This window comes from Aurantiacibacter zhengii, from assembly GCF_003584125.1.
GTDB lineage: Bacteria > Pseudomonadota > Alphaproteobacteria > Sphingomonadales > Sphingomonadaceae > Alteraurantiacibacter > Alteraurantiacibacter zhengii.
This window is the reverse complement of the sequence record NZ_QXFL01000005.1, coordinates 156591-172680: the sequence shown is the minus strand read 5'-3', so window position 1 is coordinate 172680 and position 16090 is coordinate 156591. Positions and strand designations below refer to the sequence as shown.

Sequence of the window (16090 nt, the reverse complement as noted above, 5' to 3'; positions counted from 1 at the left end):
TGGATACACGGGCAGGCCCGCGACGCAACGCTCGCGACGCGTTGCCGCCAACATTTCCGCAACAGACAGCGCCAGTCCGGCTAGAGGCTCAGCCCCATGCAGATGCTGAAATCGTCGATCACGTAGTCGGCGTAGGCCTCGCACGGAGCAAACCCGTGCTTGGCGTAGAGGCGGTGGGCCGGTTCGAACACTTCGTGCTGTCCGGTCTCCAGGCCCAGCCATGTAAGCCCTTGCGCGCGCGCCGTGTCGATAAGGTGCAGCAGGATGGCCTCTCCTGCCCCTGTGCCGCGATAGGCGTCGGCGGCGCGCATCGACTTGATCTCGCCCTGCCGGTCACCCAGCCTCTTCAGCGCGCCGACCGCTGCCAGTTCGCCATCGCGGCGTGCGGCGAAGAATGTGACCCCCGGCTCCTTCAGCCGCGTCGCATCCAGCGCATGGACCTTGCACGCGGGGGAACAGCGATGCATTTCCGCAAGGTGCCGCTCAAGCAAGGCAAGCACGTCTGGCGCTTCCAGCGGGTCTGGCGTGATGGCAAAGGCTTCTCGGGGAAGCCGCGCCATCAGCCGCGCTGCCGTGCCAGCGGGTAGGTGCCGAACATGCGCACACCCTTACAGTGAAATTCCAGTTCCTCCAGCGCCCGGTCCACCGCCGGGTTGCCCGGCGCGCCGATGATGTCGGCGTAGAACATGGTGGCCGCGAAACTGGCGCCCTTCTGGTAGCTTTCCAGCTTCGTCATGTTGACGCCGTTGGTGGCAAAGCCGCCCATCGCCTTATACAGGGCGGCAGGAATGTTCTTCACCTCGAACACGAAAGTAGTCATCGTTTCCTGCCCATCCAGCGTGGCAGGGTCCAGCGCCTCGCGCGCCAGCACCACGAACCGCGTCGTGTTGTCGGCCGCGTCTTCCACGTTCTCTTCCACGATTGTCAGACCGTAGAGGTCTGCGGCAAGATTGGGTGCGATGGCGGCGAATTCGGGGTCTGCCAGTTCAGCAACGTGGGCAGCCGCCCCCGCGGTATCGGCGTGGGCAAGTGGCACGATGCCCCTGTCGCGCAGGTAACGGCGCGACTGGCTGAGCGCATGGGGATGGCTGAAAGCGCCCTTGAACGGGCCTGCGGGCTCCGTCGCCATCAGCGAATGCTCGATGGACAGGAAATGTTCGCCCACGATGCACAGTCCGCTTTCGGGCAGCAGGAAATGGATATCCGCCACGCGGCCAGCCTGCGAGTTCTCGATGGGGATCATCGCGCAGGCGGCGCGCCCTTCCTCCACCGCGTCAATCGCGGCGGCAAAGCTGAAGCAGGGCAGCGGCAGGGCATGGGGATCCCATTCGTTGATGGCACGGTGCGAGTTGGCACCCGGCGCACCTTGGAAGGCGATGGCGCGGTCCGGGTCCTGCGCCGCGGCGGCGTGCATTGTCTCGACCATTGCGAGCGCGGGGGCGGGATACGAATCCATAGGGGAATTGCCGGTAGCGAGACCGCGCCCCGCCGACAAGCGCGCATACGCCCTTGCGAACCGCGCCGTGCCGCACTAGAGCGCGACCGCATAGTTTCAAACCGGCAGAAATATTCGACATGAGCAACACCAACACCATCTTCGGCTGGGTTCTTGCCAGCGGCATCGTGGCCCTCGGCCTCAACTCCGTGAGCGATAAGCTGTTCTCCAGCGAAGTCGAGGAATACGGCTACGTCATCGAAGCTGCGGAAGAAGGCGGTGCCGCCGACTCCGGTCCCGATCTCGCCACGCTGCTGGCCAGTGGCTCTGCCGCCGCCGGTGAAGGCGTGTTCGCCAAGTGCAGTGCCTGTCACTCGATCGCGCAGGGCGGAGCCAACGGCATCGGGCCGAACCTCTATGGTGTTCTGGGAACCGGTATTGGCGAGCATGCCCCCGGTTTCGCCTATTCCTCCGCACTGTCCGGCAAGGGCGGCACCTGGGACTACGAAGCCATGGATGCCTGGCTCACCAGCCCGCGCGCTTTCGCCAACGGCACGAAGATGAGCTTTGCCGGCCTATCCAGCGCGGAAGATCGCGCCAACGTGATCCTGTACCTGCGCGAAAACGGCGGCGGTCCTGCCCTGCCGGAGCCGACGGCAGAGGAAGTGGACGTCGAAGGCGAGCTTGACGGCGCTGGCGAGGGCCCCGGCCAGACCGAGGGCGCTCCCGTCGATCCGGCAGAAGCTGCCGGCGCGATGGGCTCCGAACAGCCTGTTTCGGAAGACACGACAGTGGTGAACACCGGCGATTGATCAAATCGCCGGTCGCCGGGTGACGCGTCTGCGCGTTACTCGCTGCGCCCCTTGAAATCCTGAGCCACGACGTACCACTCGCTGGAGCCCTTGCGGCTGGCGGGTGGCTTGGCGTGTTTGACAGTCTTGAAGTGCTTCTTCAGCAGGTCCAGCAGGTCCTTGTCGGTGCCCCCGGCAAACCCCTTGGCGACAAATGCGCCGCCCTTGTCCAGCACCTCCACCGCGAACCACGCCGCTGCCTCCACCAGCGCCATGGTGCGCAGATGGTCGGTCTGCTTGTGTCCCACGGTATTGGCCGCCATGTCCGACATGACGAGATCGGGCGCGCCGTCGAGCGCCTCCGTCAGCGCGGCGGGGGCGGCATCATCCATGAAGTCCATCTGGAAGATCGTCACGCCATCGATCGGTTCGGTTTCCAGCAGGTCGATACCGACAATGGCGGCCTTGGGCGCACGGCGGCGCACGACTTGCGCCCAGCCACCCGGCGCAATGCCCAGGTCGACCACGCGCCGGGCGCCCTTCACCAAGCCAAACCTGTCGTCCAGTTCGGTCAGCTTGAAGGCCGCGCGGCTGCGGTAATCCTCTTCCTTCGCGCGCTTCACATAAGGGTCGTTCAATTGCCGCTCCAGCCAGCGCTGCGAGCTGGCCTTGCGCTTCTTCCCGCTTTTGAGCCGTCGCTGCGAATCCTGCTGTCCTGCGCGTGCCATCAGTTTGCCGATCCTGCCTGCTTGAGACGGCGCAGTGCGGCCTGCGCTTCCATTCCTTCCGCATCGGCTGCCATCAGGCTGCGCAAGATGCCCTCGCGAATGCCGCGATCCGCAACGCCGAGCCGTTCTGCCGGCCAAATTTCCAGGATCGCTTCCAGAATGGCGCAGCCGGCCACCACCAGATCGGCCCGGTCCGAACCGATGCAGTCGAGCTGGCTGCGTTCTTGCGGGGACATGCCCGAGAGACGCTGCGAGATATCGCGCATCGAATCCGATGGGACGATCAGCCCGTCCACGGCCTTGCGATCGTATTGCGGCAGGCCAAGATGGACACTGGCCAGCGTCGTCACCGTGCCACTGGTGCCCAGCAGGCGTTGGTCGGGCGCCTTGTGCGCTTCGATACGTTCGGCAAACTCGGCGAAACTGTCGAGAACGAGCTGCTTCATCCTGGTATAGCGCGCCAGGCGGCCTTCGTCGTCGTCCGGTTCGTCTCCCACCGTCTCCGACAGGGAGACGACGCCCCAAGGCACACTCTGCCAGTCGAGAATGCGCGGTACCGGCGCGCCCGGCTCTATCAGCACCAGTTCGGTGGAGCCGCCGCCGATATCGAAAATGACTGCCGGGCCGATGCCGTCTTCCAGCAGGATATGGCAACCCAGCACGGCGAGGCGCGCTTCTTCCTGCGCGCTGATGATATCGAGCACGATGCCGGTTTCTTCGCGCACCCGGTCTATGAAGGCCTCTCCATTGGTGGCGCGGCGGCATGCCTCGGTCGCGACCGAGCGGGCCAGGTGGACGTTGCGACGGCGCAGCTTCTCCGCGCAGACCTTCAGCGCACCCAGCGCCCTGTCCATGGCCCGATCGGACAACTCTCCGGTCTGTGCCAGCCCTTCGCCCAGCCGCACCACGCGGCTGAACGCGTCGATCACCACGAAGTTTTCTTCATTGGGGCGGGCGATCAGCAGGCGGCAGTTGTTGGTGCCAAGATCGATAGCGGCATAGGCCTGCTTGTAGCTCTTGTGAGGAGGGCGGCGCCATTCGCGGGATTCCCGCTGCATCCTGCCGTTATGATCGCCGGAACTGCTGTTTTGGCCATTTGCTTGTCTGCGGCGCCCTGTTTCCCCCTTTGGCGCCCTGTTCGTGGCCTTTTCGCGTCGATCCGGCGGATTGATATCCGCCATAACTCGTAATCTTTCATCTATTCTATCAACCGCCCACGCAGGCGGAACCTGGTTACAGGCTATACCAAGCGGGCAGGGGGCACAAGTCGCGCGCCCTAGGGCGTCGCGGGGTCGGTGCGATGGGTGAGGCCCGTGAAAGGCGCTTCGAGCGCAGGGAGGAGGGCAATGTCGCGCTGCGCCGCAGGATCGTCCACGCCGATGCGAATGTTGTGCTGGGGCACATCGTCGCGGAACGTGCCGTGCAGCCGGTCCCAGATGCTGATGCCGCTGCTCCAGTTCGAATCCATCTCGTCCAGCTTCTGGCTGTGATGGATGCCGTGCATGCGGGGCGTTGTTAAGAGGGTGCTGAGCGCTTCGTCCACGCCTTTGGGCAGGCGCAGGTTGGAATGGTGGAACAGTACGGAGCCGAAAAAGAAGCCGCGCCAGATATTGTGCGTTTGCGGATCGGCACCGGAAAGGCGCACCTGGAGTATCCGCATGGGAGTGGACACTAGCATGTCTGCCGCGTGGAAACGCACAGCGGTGCTGGTGTCGAGATCGGGATCGACGTGGTGCACCCGGTGAAAGCGCCACAGGAACGGCACCTTGTGCGTGGCAACGTGCCACAGGTAATAGGTGTAATCCATCAGCAGGAAGGCCGCCACGCGCCCGGGCCAGCCGCCGATCAGGTGTTGCAGCCCGCGCCCCCGGCGCTTGTTTTCCTGCGCGATAGCCTGTGTGATCGGGGCCTCGCTGGCCATGATTACTGCCTGGCACGCCGCGCCCATCGCGGCATTGCGGATGATGCGCGGCACCTGCGCGCGGGTGCGCTGGCGCAGCGGGCGGGCGCGCTCTGCCAGCAGCAGCGTGCCCACGGCGGCGCCTGCCACGGTAAGGCCGGCAAGTCTGGCGAGTCGGGAAGCCATGCCCCGCACACTGACTGTTCGCTTCCTGCGCGTCCAGCGGTTAGAGGCGGGCGTCATGACCACGCCGACAATAGCCCTTTTCGCGAAATACCCGCGCGCTGGCGAGGCCAAGACGCGGCTCTCCCCATTGCTGGGTGACGAAGGCGCAGCGCTGGTGCACCGCCAACTGGTGGAGCGCACGCTGGCAACCATGCGGCAGAGCGGCCTGCCCTTCGCCGTCCATTACACGGGCGCCCCCGCGGCAGAATTTCGCACATGGCTTGGCGACGATGTGCCGCTGGTCGAGCAGGGCGATGGCGACCTTGGCGCGCGGCTGGCGCGGGTGGAGGCCCCGGCGATCCTGCTGGGTGCCGATATTCCGGGCCTTTCGGCCAAGCACCTGCGCGCAGCGGCGCAAGCGCTGGAGGACGTGCCGGTGGTGATCGGCCCGGCCAGCGACGGGGGCTATTACCTGCTCGGCTTCACGCAGCCTGTGCCTGCCCTGTTGAACGATATGCCATGGGGCACCGATGCCGTGCTTGGCGAAACGCAGCGGCGGCTGGACGGATTTGGCATCGCCTACCGATTGCTTGAAGAACTGGGCGATTGCGACCGGCCCGAGGACCTGGAGCGGTGGCCGGAACTTTTGCCATGAGCGACACCTGCCTGCTGGTGCCCACCCTTAACGAGGAAAAGGCGCTTCCCAAGCTGATCGCCGACATTGCGCGGCTCGATCCCCGGCCTGCCGAAGTCCTGCTGGTGGACGGCGGCAGCGAAGACGATACCGCCCGATTGGCACGAGAGGCTGGCTGGCGGGTGATCGAGACCGAACGCGGTCGCGGCGCGCAGATCAACGCAGGTGTGGCGGCGGCGAGCGCGACGAATGTCTGCGTGCTGCATGCGGACACCGTGCCGCCTGTCGACATGGTGAGCGTGATCGAGGCCGTGCTGGCGGACCGGAAGACCGCGCTGGCCGGCTTTACGCCGATTATAAGGGGCGAGAAAACCCACTGGGGCACCACCGCGCACAACTGGGCCAAGACGTGGTACGCACCGCTCCTTTTCCGGCCCTCGCTCTTCTTCAGGGGAGGGCGCCTGCTGTTCGGAGATCACGCGATGTTCTTCCGCCGCGAGGACTTTCTCGCCAGCGGGGGCTGCGACCCTGCGGCCAAGGTGATGGAGGAAGCGGACCTGTGCATCCGCATGACCGAGCTGGGCCGGGTGCGTCTGGTGCCGCGCATGATCGAGACATCGGACAGGCGCATTGCCGAGTGGGGCGGCCTGAAGGCAAACTGGATCTACCTGAAAGTGGGCTTCCTCTGGGCCATGGGCGCTAGGCAGAGGCTTGAGCGGCACTACCCCGACGTTCGCTAGTCCGACCTTTGCTGGGGAGGTATCCCCTGGCCATGCCGTAAGCGATCAGGCGATCCAGCCACGCGTCGTCCGTCGCCGGGCATTCCAGATCCGTCACGGCGCGGAACCTGTCATCCAGAAACCGCGGATCGCGAACGAAATAGGCGCCGAACGTCGCCATCATCCGCTCCAGCAAGAGCCGCTCTGCCGGGCGCAGTTCTTCTGGATCGAACCCGGCAGAATCGACGATGCGCGGATCGGGAAAATGATCGACCCGCGAGACACCACGCGCCAGTTCGGCAGCGGGCAGGGGGCTATTCGTCACAAGGTGGAAATAGCCGCCCTGCGCTTCCTCGAACCGCTCCGCCAGCCGCGCGATGCCCTCTGCCACGTGGCATAGGGGGACGAGGTTGAGCGTGGAATTCTCGAGCGCCGGGAATACGCCCACCTTTCCGCGCGCCATCAGGCGGAACACATTGCAGAGCGAGGGGAAGTCGCGGATCGCGCCGCTTTCGTAATCGCCTAGCACGATGGAGGGGCGCGCCACGGCGAACGGCACCCCGCTTTGCGCCACCACCGCTTCGGCCAGCGCCTTGCTTTCCTCGTAATTGTTGGTGAACTGCGTATCGGCAGGGACCGGCCCTTCGGCAATCGGCCCCTCGCGCGTACCGCACACGTAGGCGGTACTGACGTGAATGAAGCCCGCCCCGGTCGCATTGGCGAAGTCCAATGCGTTTCGCGTACCTTCGATATTCACTGCCGCCAGCACGTCACGCGGCGCATCGAATTCGAGGCTCGCGGCGCAGTGGATGACAAGGTCGATATCGTGCGCTGCCGGGTCCAGCCCGATCATGGGCGCGGTGACATCTCCGGGCACGATCTCCAGCCCATCAACCGGCTCGCCGTCGTTGCCGCGCACCTCGCGGGTCTTGCGCACGAGGGCAGTTACCTGCGCGCCTCGATTCACAAGGCGGGCGCAGACCTCTCCGCCGATCAGGCCGGCGGCACCGGTAACCAGAACCTTTAGCAACAGGCTGCATCCGACTTGGCCGGGTTCGCGTCCGATTGCCCGAACGGAACTGCGGTGCCGCAGCCCGGAAACACGCCGTAATGACGAGAGAAATTGCCGATGAAGTCGAAATGCGGCGCGAAGCGCGTGTCGCACAGCATCATCCACGTGTTGCCGCACACGGGGAAGACGCGGCCTGCCTCTATGGCGTGGTGGGCATCGAGATCGAACACCTTGCCATGTTCGGGAATGGTGCCCTGGTAGATCACCGCCTGGCCATAATCCTCGCACTGCGGTTCCAGCGCATCCAGCTTGAACAGACGATAGGTGGCGGAGACGAAACTGATGCCTGCCAGCTTCTCTGCCGCCTCGGCATCGTTGATGCCGAGTGGGCGATCGGTGACGAGGCGGGGATCGGCGAAACCTGCGGCCTTGGCGATCCTGTCGAAATCGCCCCAGTAAAGCGCGCCAGACAGGCATTCGCCGTGCAGGACCGGATCGTCCAGCAGGTGCCGGGGCACGCGCTTGTCGGCATAGACGTCGGAGAAATAGATTTCGCCGCCGGGTTTCAGCAGCTTGTGCGCCGCGCGGAACACGGCCTCCTTGTCGGCGACCAGGTTGATGACGCAATTGGAAACGATCACGTCAAAGCTTTCCGGCTCCAGCCCCAGCTGGTCCAACTTCTCGATATCGCCTTCCACGAAATCGACATTGGCATAGCCGAAGCGTTCGGCGTGCCAGTCCTTATGCTGGTTCGCCACGGCAAGCTGTTCTGGCGTGGCGTCTACGCCGGTGACGGAGCCTTTGGGCCCGACCAGTTGCGCCAGCAGGTAGGCATCCTGTCCGCTGCCCGATCCAAGGTCGAGCACCCGGCATCCTTCCAGCGCCTGCGGCACCACGAGACCGCAGCCGTAATAGCGGGCCTTCACCTCCTCGTGGACATTGCGCAGCGCTTCACGCACGCTGGGGGATGGCATTTCGAAAGTGCAGCACGCATCGGTGCGCAGGTCGGACGAACCTTCCAGAACCTTGCCGTAATAGTTCTGCGAATTTTCGAGGTTCATGAAACTGATTCTCCTTCGGGACCGAAAGGATGCATGGACGAGTTGGTGTTCGTCGGCCATCCTGAATTGGTTACGTGAAGGGAATTTCCTTGGATTACACGCATGACGTGATCGTGATCGGTGGCGGGGCCGCCGGTCTTACCGCGGCAGGTGGTTGCGGCCTGTTCGGACTGAAGGTGGCGCTGATCGAGGGCCACAAGATGGGCGGCGAATGCCTAAACAACGGCTGCGTCCCGTCCAAGGCGCTGATCGCTGCGGCAAAACGCGCCGCCGAAGCGCGCGAGGAAAAGCGCGCCGGTGTGCAGCTGGCCGCCCCGCGCGTCGAATGGAGCGGCGTTCACAGGCACATCCACGATGCCATCGCCCATATCGAGCCGCACGATTCCCCTGAACGGTTCGAGGAAATGGGATGCGAAGTCATCCTGGACTGGGCAAAGCTGACCGGGTCGAAAAGCGTCGAGGTCGGCGGCCGCACGCTCACCGCGCCGCGCATCGTGATCGCCACCGGCTCCGGCCCGCTGGTGCCCGATGTGGAGGGGCTGGCCGATGTGCCGTACCTCACCAACGAGAATTTGTTCGACCTGACCGAGCAGCCCGAACACCTCGTCATCATCGGGGGCGGGGTGATCGGCATGGAGATGGCGCAGGCCTTCCGCCGCCTCGGCAGCGAGGTGACCGTGATCGAGTCGGGCGAACTGATGCAGCGCGACGACCGTGACAGCGTGGCCGTGGTGAAAGCCATGATGGAAGCCGAGGGCGTGCGCTTCGTCGAAGGGAAGGCCGCGAAGGTTTCGGGCGGGGAGGGCGCAATCATCCTCACCACCGACGACGGGGAAGACATTACCGGCTCCCACCTGCTGCTGGCCGTGGGGCGCAAAGCGCGCACCACTGGCTATGGGCTGGAACAGCTCGGCATCGAATTGGCACGCAACGGTATCAAGGTCGACGAGCGCCGCCGCACCAGCCTCAAGCACATTTATGCCATCGGCGATTGTCGCGACGGGCCGCGCCTCACCCATGTCTCCGGTTACGAGGGATCGAACGTGGTGCTGGAAATCGCGCTCGGTCTGCCTGCAAAGGTGGACTGGCGGGCACTGCCCTGGTGCACCTACACAGAGCCTGAAGTGGCGCAGATCGGCATGACCGAAAGCGAGGCACGCGAGAAATTCGGCGACAAGCTGACCGTGGTGACCGAACATTTCGACCACAACGAACGCGCCATTGCGGAAGGGCTCGATAAGGGCCACCTCAAGGTGATGCTCAAAGGCAAGAAAGTGGTGGGCGCCTCCATCTGCGGGATTAATGCGGGCGAACTGCTGCTGCCGTTCACACAGATGATTACCGGCAAGAGCGGCACTTTCGACGTGGGCGGCGCGATCATCTCCTACCCCACCCGTGCAGAGATTGTGAAAGCGGCTGCATTCAAGGCGTGGGAGCCGACCGTGTTCGGCAAGTGGCCTAAGAAATGGGTTTCCCTGCTGGCAAGGCTGAGGCGCGCATTCTGATGGCATCGCGAGCGAAAACGAGAAACGCGCCAGCGGGCGCATCGCCCTTCACCGTGGCGGGAGAGCGCCTGCCGCCCGCCAAGTTCACCGATCCGCAGGTGACCGCCAAGGGAGAGCCGCGCGCCAGCGTTGGCCTGACGCAGCTCGATACCCTGTGGTTCGCCACCGGCACGCTGTGCAACCTCGCCTGCGCCAACTGTTATATTGAGAGCAGCCCGACCAACGATGCACTGATCTACATGGCGGCTGACCATGTCGCGCGCTTCCTCGACGAGGTTGCCGAGCGCGGCGTGCGCGAAATCGGCTTCACGGGCGGCGAGCCGTTCATGAACCCGGAGATCATCGCCATGATCGAACGCGCCCTGTCGCGCCGGCACGAGGTGCTGGTGCTGTCGAACGCGATGAAGCCCATGCGCCGTCACGAGGCGGAACTGCTGCGATTGCGCGAAACCTACGGCGACAAGCTGACCATCCGCGTCTCCATCGACCATCACACGAAGGCCGTTCACCAGGCGGAGCGCGGACCCGGCAGCTGGGCGCCGATGCTGGACGGGATGCGCTGGCTTTCCGACAATGGTTTCTCTCTCGCCGCTGCCGGGCGCAGCATGGCGGGCGAAACGCAGGAGCAGGCCCGCAACGCCTATCGCCTGCTGTTCGAGCGTGAAGGGATAGCCATCGACAGCCTCGATCCCTCGCGTCTGGTGCTGTTTCCCGAGATGGACGACGAGGCCGACATCGCCGAGATCACCACCGGCTGCTGGGACATTCTGGGCAAGTCGCCCGACGATGTGATGTGCGCCACGCAGCGCATGGTGGTGCATCGCAAGGGGGAGCCTGCCCCGCGCGTGGTTGCCTGCACCCTGCTGCCCTACGATCGCGGTTTCGACCTGGGAGATACGGTGGCAGAGGCGGACCGGGACGTGCCGCTGAACCATCCCCACTGCGCGCGCTTCTGCGTGCTGGGCGGGGCCAGCTGTTCGGCCTGAATTACACGGGACTCATGAGCCATTCACGCCGTTCGTGCGTATTGGTAAGCATGACCTTGAAAAAACTCGCTCCCTTCGCCGCCCCATTCGCCGCCATCGCGCTGTTCGCCACCCCCGCCGCCGCGCAGAGCAATATCGATGGCACCTACGTCGATTCGGGTGGCTATACGGAGATTACCGTTGGCCCCTGCGGCAGTGCGCGCTGCGGAGAGATCACCCGGATCATCAAGAACAAGCCGGGCGAATCGAACCGCGACAGGCATAACGACGATCCGGCCCTGCGGGACCGCCCCATCCTCGGCATCACGATCCTGCAGAACCTGCGCTGGGATGATGGCGCATGGCGCGGCGAGGTATACAATCCCGAAGACGGTGACACCTACCGCACCGAAGTGCGCCGCCGCGCCAACGGATCGCTGGAGGTAAAGGGTTGCGTCACCCTGTTCTGCCGCACCCGCGTCTGGCCTGAAGCCAACTAGATGAGCCGATACTTGAGCCGATACTGGGGTTGACCGAATCCGGAGGCAGCGTTAATGGCGCGCCTCTCTGATGCCCCGTCCTCTAACGGTAAGAGAGCGGACTCTGACTCCGTCAATCAAGGTTCGAATCCTTGCGGGGCATCCATTCCTTCCACATCGACTCGAACTGTGCGGCTGGCTGCCGAGGGCATGCCCACGGCCGCGTAGAGATCGACGAACGAGGCGGCCAGTGCCGCTTCGCTGTCGATCAGCGCCTGGCGGCTGCTGATGAGCTGGCGCTGCGAATCGAGGACATCGAACAGGCTTGCCAGCCCCTCGCGGTAAAGCGCGTTGGACTGTTCGAACGCGCGCTCGCTTTCGGTGATTGCCTGCTCCAGATCGGCGTTGCGGTTGGAATAGGCCTCGATCGCGACCAGCGCATTCTCCACCTCCCCCATCACGCCCAGCACACCCTGCCGGTATTCGAGGAAGCGGGCCTGCAATTCGTACTGCGCGGCATTAATCTCTGCGCGCCTACGCCCGCCATCGAACATCGGCAGATCCAGCGCCGCGCCCAGGCTGCCGAGAAAGTCGGACACGATCCCGCCGAAGCTGCCGTCTCCCAGCAGCACTTGGCCAGAGATAGTGAGGGAAGGCCGCAGGTCCGCGCGCTCTATGCCGACGTTCGCGGCCGCCTCCATCAGGTCGGCTTCCGCCACCAGCAGGTCGGGGCGACGACGCAGCAGGTCTGCGGGCACGCCGAGGGCGGGGCCGGCAGTAAAGGCGGGAACGCTGCCCGATTCCTGATCCACCGGCGGAGCCTGGCGCGGCACATCGCCGGTCAGCACCGCCAAGGCATGCGCGGCGCGCGCCCGTTGCAGTTCCAGCAGCCCGCTCTGCGCGCGCGTCTGCGCCAGGTCGGCGGCGGCGCGGCGCACGTCGAGATTGGCAGAAAGGCCTGCCTCGAATCGCAAGGTGACGATGCGCAGCGTCTGTTCCTGCAGCCGCGTGGATTCGCGCAGCAGCAGCAGGCGCTCTCCCGTGCGGCGCAGTTCGATATATTGCTGGGCAACTTCCGCTGCGACCAGTCGCTCGCGGTCTGCCACCAGGTATTCGGCGGCGGCAACACGCGCTGCTGCCGCCTCTATCTGCGCCGAAAGCCGTCCGGAGATATCCGGATCGAACAGCGCCACCGCGCCCGGTGAGAGCGTGACCCCGATATCGTTTGACGTAGCGTCGATACCGACATCGGCCACACCGTCGACAGAGGGCAGGCGATCACCGCGTGCTGCCCTCAGCAGCGCCCGGGAAGAGGCCAGACGTTCCCGGGTCGTGGCGATATCGAGATTGGCGGCAAGGGCCCGTTCCACCAGTTCGTCGAGCCGCGGGTCTCCGAAGCCTTCCCACCAGTTGCCATCGGTGTCGAGCGGCGGACGGTAATCTGCGGCAAATTGCCCCGGCATGGCGACATCGGCGGGGCCCGGCGCCTGGGGCACGGTGGTGGTGGCGCAGGCGGACAGTGCCAGCGCGCCGGAGATCGGGATCAGCACACGACGCATCATGACACCGACAGAGCCTCTGCTTCGTCCGCGCTGTCGATTTCCTCGCGCACCCGCTGCAGGTCGACGCTGCGCGGATTACCGAAACGGGCCAGCCCCATGTACAGCACCGGCGTCAGGAACAGGGTGAACACCGCTGCTATGCCCAGGCCGCCGAAAATCACCCAGCCGATCGACTGGCGCGCTTCCGCACCCGCGCCGCTCGCCAGGATCAGCGGCAACGCGCCGACCACCGTGGAAACCAGCGTCATGGCAATCGGGCGCAGGCGAATGGTCGCAGCTTCTTCTATCGCTTCGCGCAGGTCACGCCCCTGTTGTCGCAGCTGGTCGGCAAATTCCACGATCAGGATGCCGTTCTTCGCCATCAGGCCGATCAGCATGACGAGGCCGATCTGCGAATAGATGTTGAGCGAGGTGCCAGACACGAACAGCGCGAACACGGCGGCGGCAAGGGCGAAGGGCACGGTCAGCATCACCACCAGCGCACTGGTGATGCTCTCGAACTGGGCGACCAGCACCAGCAGAACGATGACCAGCGCGAACAGGTAGGTCAGCAGCAGGTCGTTGCCGGTCTCCTCCAGCGATTGCGCCTCGCCCTGCAGCAGCAGGTCGACATCGTCGGCAACGGTCTCGCTGGCGAGGCGCTCCATTTCCGCCACTGCGTCGGCCAGGGGCACGCCGGGAGCGATGGATGCCTCCACCTCTATGGCGCGGCGCTGCTCGGTGCGATCGAGCTCGGCGGCGATCCCCTGCTCCACGATGGTGGTGACGCTGGACAGGGGCACCAGCCCGTCTCTGCCTCGCACATACAGGTTACGCAGGTCTTCCGGGTTGTTGATCGAGACCGTTTCGGCGGTGAGGTAGATCGGGATCGACTGGTCCCCCACGTTGAGATCGGCCACCTCGTCCCCTGCCACCATGGCGCGCAGGGTTAGCGAGAGATCATCGAGATCGACGCCTACATCTGCCGCGCTGCGGCGGTCGATCTGCAAGGATATCTGCGGCTGGGTGGGTTGATAGGAAATCTCGGGGTTCGACAGGATATCCGACTGCGCATCGATCGCGTCTGCCAGCGCGCGGGCGGACACGTAGATGCCATCGTATTCCGCGCCGGTGAGTGCCACCTCCACCGCATCGTTGCCGCCTCCGCCAAAGCTTAAGGTGCCGCGCCCGCTGGGGTTCACGCGCGATCCCGGGATCTTAGACAGCGGTTCGCGCAGTTCCTCGACCACCTCGGTCTGGGTCTGGTCGCGTTCGCCCCAGTCGGAAAGCTCGGCGCTCACCTCGATAAGATTGGGATCGTAACGTCCGACGATGGAGAGCGTGGACGTGATCACCCCGTCCTCCACAAGCGGATCGAGCACGGCCTCGATCTCGTCCAGCTCGCGGTCCATGAAATCCAGCCCCACCCCGTCAGGGCCGCTCGCCCAGATGCGCAGGGAGCCGCGATCCTCGTCGGGCACCAGCTCGTTCTCCAGCCCGGTATAGAGCAGCCCTGCACCCACGGCAGCCACCACGGACAGGCCCAGTGTCAGCCACGGGCGGCCAAGGCAACGATGCAGGCCGCGCGAATAGCGGTCGCGCAGACGCCCGCCCAAGGCGTTTGTCCGTTCGCGGAAAGCGTGGAGACGCCCCTCCTCGCCATCGTCCTTTCCGGTCAGGTCAATGCGTGCGGCAAGCGCGGGGACCAAAGACAGCGCGACGAAAGAAGACAGAATTACCGCCAGCGCCAGCACGAAACCGAATTCGCGGAACAGCCGTCCGGCCTGAGAGGGGAGGAAAGATATCGGCACGAAAACCGATACCAGCACCGCAGTGGTCGCCACCACCGCGAAGAACACCTGCCGCGTGCCCAGTACCGCCGCAGCGCGCTTGCCAAAGCCCTTGTTCTGCAACCGCTGGGCATTTTCCAGCACCACGATGGCATCGTCCACGATCAGGCCCGTCGCCAGCACCAGCGCCAGCAGGGTGAGCAGGTTGACGGAGAAACCCATCAGCCAGATGCCCGCGATCACCCCCATCAGCGCGACGGGGATGGTCGTGCTGGGAATGATGGTCGGGCCAAGCGCGCCGAAGAACAGCAACATCGTCAGCACGACCACGAGAATGGTGAACCCCAGCGTGATGAGCACTTCGGTGACCGAGGTCTGGATGAACTCCGCCTCGTCGGTGATCACCCGGATATCGATATCGGCGAACCTCTGGTTCACTTCCCGCACAGAAGCATTCACTGCGTCGGAAATCTCGATGGTGTTGGAACCCGCTTGCCTGATCACGCCGAGGCCCACGACTTCCTCGCCGTTCAGGCGCACGAAGTTGGTGGCATCGGCAGGGGCGAAATAGGCTTCGGCGACATCGCCCACGCGGGTGTTACCGCTGATTACGACGTCCTTCACCTGCTCGGGATTGGCGGCATTCGCCTCTGCCCGCACGATCAATTCCTGCGCATCGCTGCGGAAACTGCCCACGGGCACATCGAACGGCGCCCGCTCCAGCGCGGCGGCAACATCCGAAATCGTCAGGCCGAAACGGTTGAGGCGCTGCGGATCGATGGCCACGCGCAGTTGCCGCTCGCGCGAACCGAATTCCTCGATACTGGCGACGCCTTCCGCCGTCAGGAGTTCGGGGATGATATCGTTCTGCACGATCTGGGTCAGTTCGGAGGAATCGTGAGCGCGGCTGGATACCGCCAGCGTCAGGATCGACTGGGCATCGCTGTCGGCCTTCACTACCCGCACCTGCTCCACCCGGTCGGGCAGTTCGCGCGACACGCGCGAAACCGCCTCGCGCACGTCGGCGGAGACGGAATCGAGCTCGGTACCGGGATTGAACTCAACGCGGATGCGGGTGTTGTTCTCCTCGCTGGACGAACGGATCTCGCGCACGCCGCTGACGCGCGCCACGGCGTTTTCCAGGATGCTGGTGACTTCCGCGTCCATCGTTTCGGGCGCGGCGCCGGGCAGGGTGGCGGACACGGTAACGATAGGCCGGTCGACATCGGGCAGCTCGCGCACCTCGACCCCGAAATAGGCGGCCACGCCAGCCAGCACGATCAGCAGGTTGAGCACGCCAATCAGCAAAGGTCGCTTTACCGCCAGCAGGGGCAGGTCGTTGACGTCGGCCTTCATTCGTCAATC

The 16090-nt window shown here is 64.8% G+C and carries 15 protein-coding genes and 1 tRNA gene; 7 read left to right on the top strand and 9 right to left on the bottom strand.

Features of this window, described 5'->3' with window-relative positions; genetic code table 11:
* Positions 1–80 precede the first annotated feature (80 nt).
* On the bottom strand, positions 81–560 hold the full coding sequence (locus D2V07_RS12565) for a GNAT family N-acetyltransferase (RefSeq protein ID WP_119587350.1): 480 nt from the start codon (positions 558–560) through the stop codon (positions 81–83).
* On the bottom strand, positions 560–1456 hold the full coding sequence (locus D2V07_RS12560; protein ID WP_119587349.1) for a prephenate dehydratase: 897 nt from the start codon (positions 1454–1456) through the stop codon (positions 560–562). Before D2V07_RS12560 ends, D2V07_RS12565 begins: the two co-directional genes overlap by 1 nt.
* A gap of 119 nt (positions 1457–1575) precedes the next feature.
* On the opposite strand from D2V07_RS12560, the gene D2V07_RS12555 reads away from it, so the two are divergent.
* The gene (locus D2V07_RS12555) at positions 1576–2247 is read left to right on the top strand and encodes a c-type cytochrome (RefSeq protein ID WP_119587348.1); all 672 of its coding nucleotides are present in this window, start codon (positions 1576–1578) and stop codon (positions 2245–2247) included.
* 35 nt (positions 2248–2282) lie between these two features.
* On the opposite strand, the gene D2V07_RS12550 is transcribed toward D2V07_RS12555, so the two are convergent.
* From D2V07_RS12550 to D2V07_RS12540, 3 genes are all read right to left on the bottom strand, one after another.
* The gene (locus tag D2V07_RS12550; protein ID WP_119587347.1) at positions 2283–2954 is read right to left on the bottom strand and encodes an RlmE family RNA methyltransferase; all 672 of its coding nucleotides are present in this window, start codon (positions 2952–2954) and stop codon (positions 2283–2285) included.
* Positions 2954–4012 carry a Ppx/GppA phosphatase family protein gene (locus tag D2V07_RS12545; RefSeq protein ID WP_233548391.1) on the bottom strand — a complete coding sequence of 353 codons (1059 nt, stop codon included), beginning with the start codon at positions 4010–4012 and terminating at the stop codon, positions 2954–2956. Before D2V07_RS12545 ends, D2V07_RS12550 begins: the two co-directional genes overlap by 1 nt.
* 218 nt (positions 4013–4230) lie before the next feature.
* Entirely contained in the window at positions 4231–5040 is an 810-nt protein-coding gene (locus D2V07_RS12540) for a sterol desaturase family protein (protein WP_119587345.1), read from the bottom strand.
* On the opposite strand from D2V07_RS12540, the gene D2V07_RS12535 reads away from it, so the two are divergent.
* Together D2V07_RS12535 and D2V07_RS12530 are read left to right on the top strand one after the other, a co-directional pair.
* Positions 5039–5674 (top strand): TIGR04282 family arsenosugar biosynthesis glycosyltransferase, encoded by a 636-nt coding sequence (locus tag D2V07_RS12535; RefSeq protein WP_233548390.1) that lies wholly within the window; start codon positions 5039–5041, stop codon positions 5672–5674. The two genes, D2V07_RS12540 and D2V07_RS12535, sit on opposite strands and share 2 nt — an antisense overlap.
* Positions 5671–6393 carry a glycosyltransferase gene (locus tag D2V07_RS12530; RefSeq protein ID WP_119587342.1) on the top strand — a complete coding sequence of 241 codons (723 nt, stop codon included), beginning with the start codon at positions 5671–5673 and terminating at the stop codon, positions 6391–6393. Before D2V07_RS12535 ends, D2V07_RS12530 begins: the two co-directional genes overlap by 4 nt.
* Here D2V07_RS12530 and D2V07_RS12525 read toward each other — a convergent pair.
* Positions 6353–7402, bottom strand: a complete 1050-nt coding sequence (locus D2V07_RS12525; protein ID WP_119587340.1) for an SDR family oxidoreductase — start codon at positions 7400–7402, stop codon at positions 6353–6355. The genes D2V07_RS12530 and D2V07_RS12525 overlap by 41 nt on opposite strands.
* A complete protein-coding gene (locus D2V07_RS12520) occupies positions 7396–8445 on the bottom strand; it encodes a methyltransferase domain-containing protein (RefSeq protein ID WP_119587339.1) in 1050 nt (349 codons plus the stop codon). Before D2V07_RS12520 ends, D2V07_RS12525 begins: the two co-directional genes overlap by 7 nt.
* Before the next feature lie 89 nt (positions 8446–8534).
* Here D2V07_RS12520 and D2V07_RS12515 point away from each other — a divergent pair, with 89 nt between their 5' ends.
* The 4 genes from D2V07_RS12515 to D2V07_RS12500 all read left to right on the top strand — a co-directional run bounded on the left by D2V07_RS12515 (position 8535) and on the right by D2V07_RS12500 (position 11560).
* Entirely contained in the window at positions 8535–9950 is a 1416-nt protein-coding gene (locus D2V07_RS12515) for a dihydrolipoyl dehydrogenase family protein (protein ID WP_119587338.1), read from the top strand.
* The gene (locus D2V07_RS12510; protein ID WP_119587337.1) at positions 9950–10936 is read left to right on the top strand and encodes a radical SAM protein; all 987 of its coding nucleotides are present in this window, start codon (positions 9950–9952) and stop codon (positions 10934–10936) included. Before D2V07_RS12515 ends, D2V07_RS12510 begins: the two co-directional genes overlap by 1 nt.
* 50 nt (positions 10937–10986) lie before the next feature.
* Positions 10987–11415: a DUF2147 domain-containing protein gene (locus D2V07_RS12505; RefSeq protein WP_158586831.1), complete on the top strand. Its 429-nt coding sequence runs from the start codon at positions 10987–10989 to the stop codon at positions 11413–11415.
* A gap of 71 nt (positions 11416–11486) precedes the next feature.
* A tRNA-Gln gene (locus D2V07_RS12500) sits at positions 11487–11560 on the top strand.
* Here D2V07_RS12500 and D2V07_RS12495 read toward each other — a convergent pair.
* Positions 11532–12956, bottom strand: coding sequence for an efflux transporter outer membrane subunit (locus tag D2V07_RS12495; RefSeq protein ID WP_119587335.1), 1425 nt, complete (start codon positions 12954–12956; stop codon positions 11532–11534). The two genes, D2V07_RS12500 and D2V07_RS12495, sit on opposite strands and share 29 nt — an antisense overlap.
* On the bottom strand, positions 12953–16081 hold the full coding sequence (locus D2V07_RS12490; RefSeq protein WP_119587333.1) for an efflux RND transporter permease subunit: 3129 nt from the start codon (positions 16079–16081) through the stop codon (positions 12953–12955). Before D2V07_RS12490 ends, D2V07_RS12495 begins: the two co-directional genes overlap by 4 nt.
* Positions 16082–16090 lie beyond the last annotated feature (9 nt).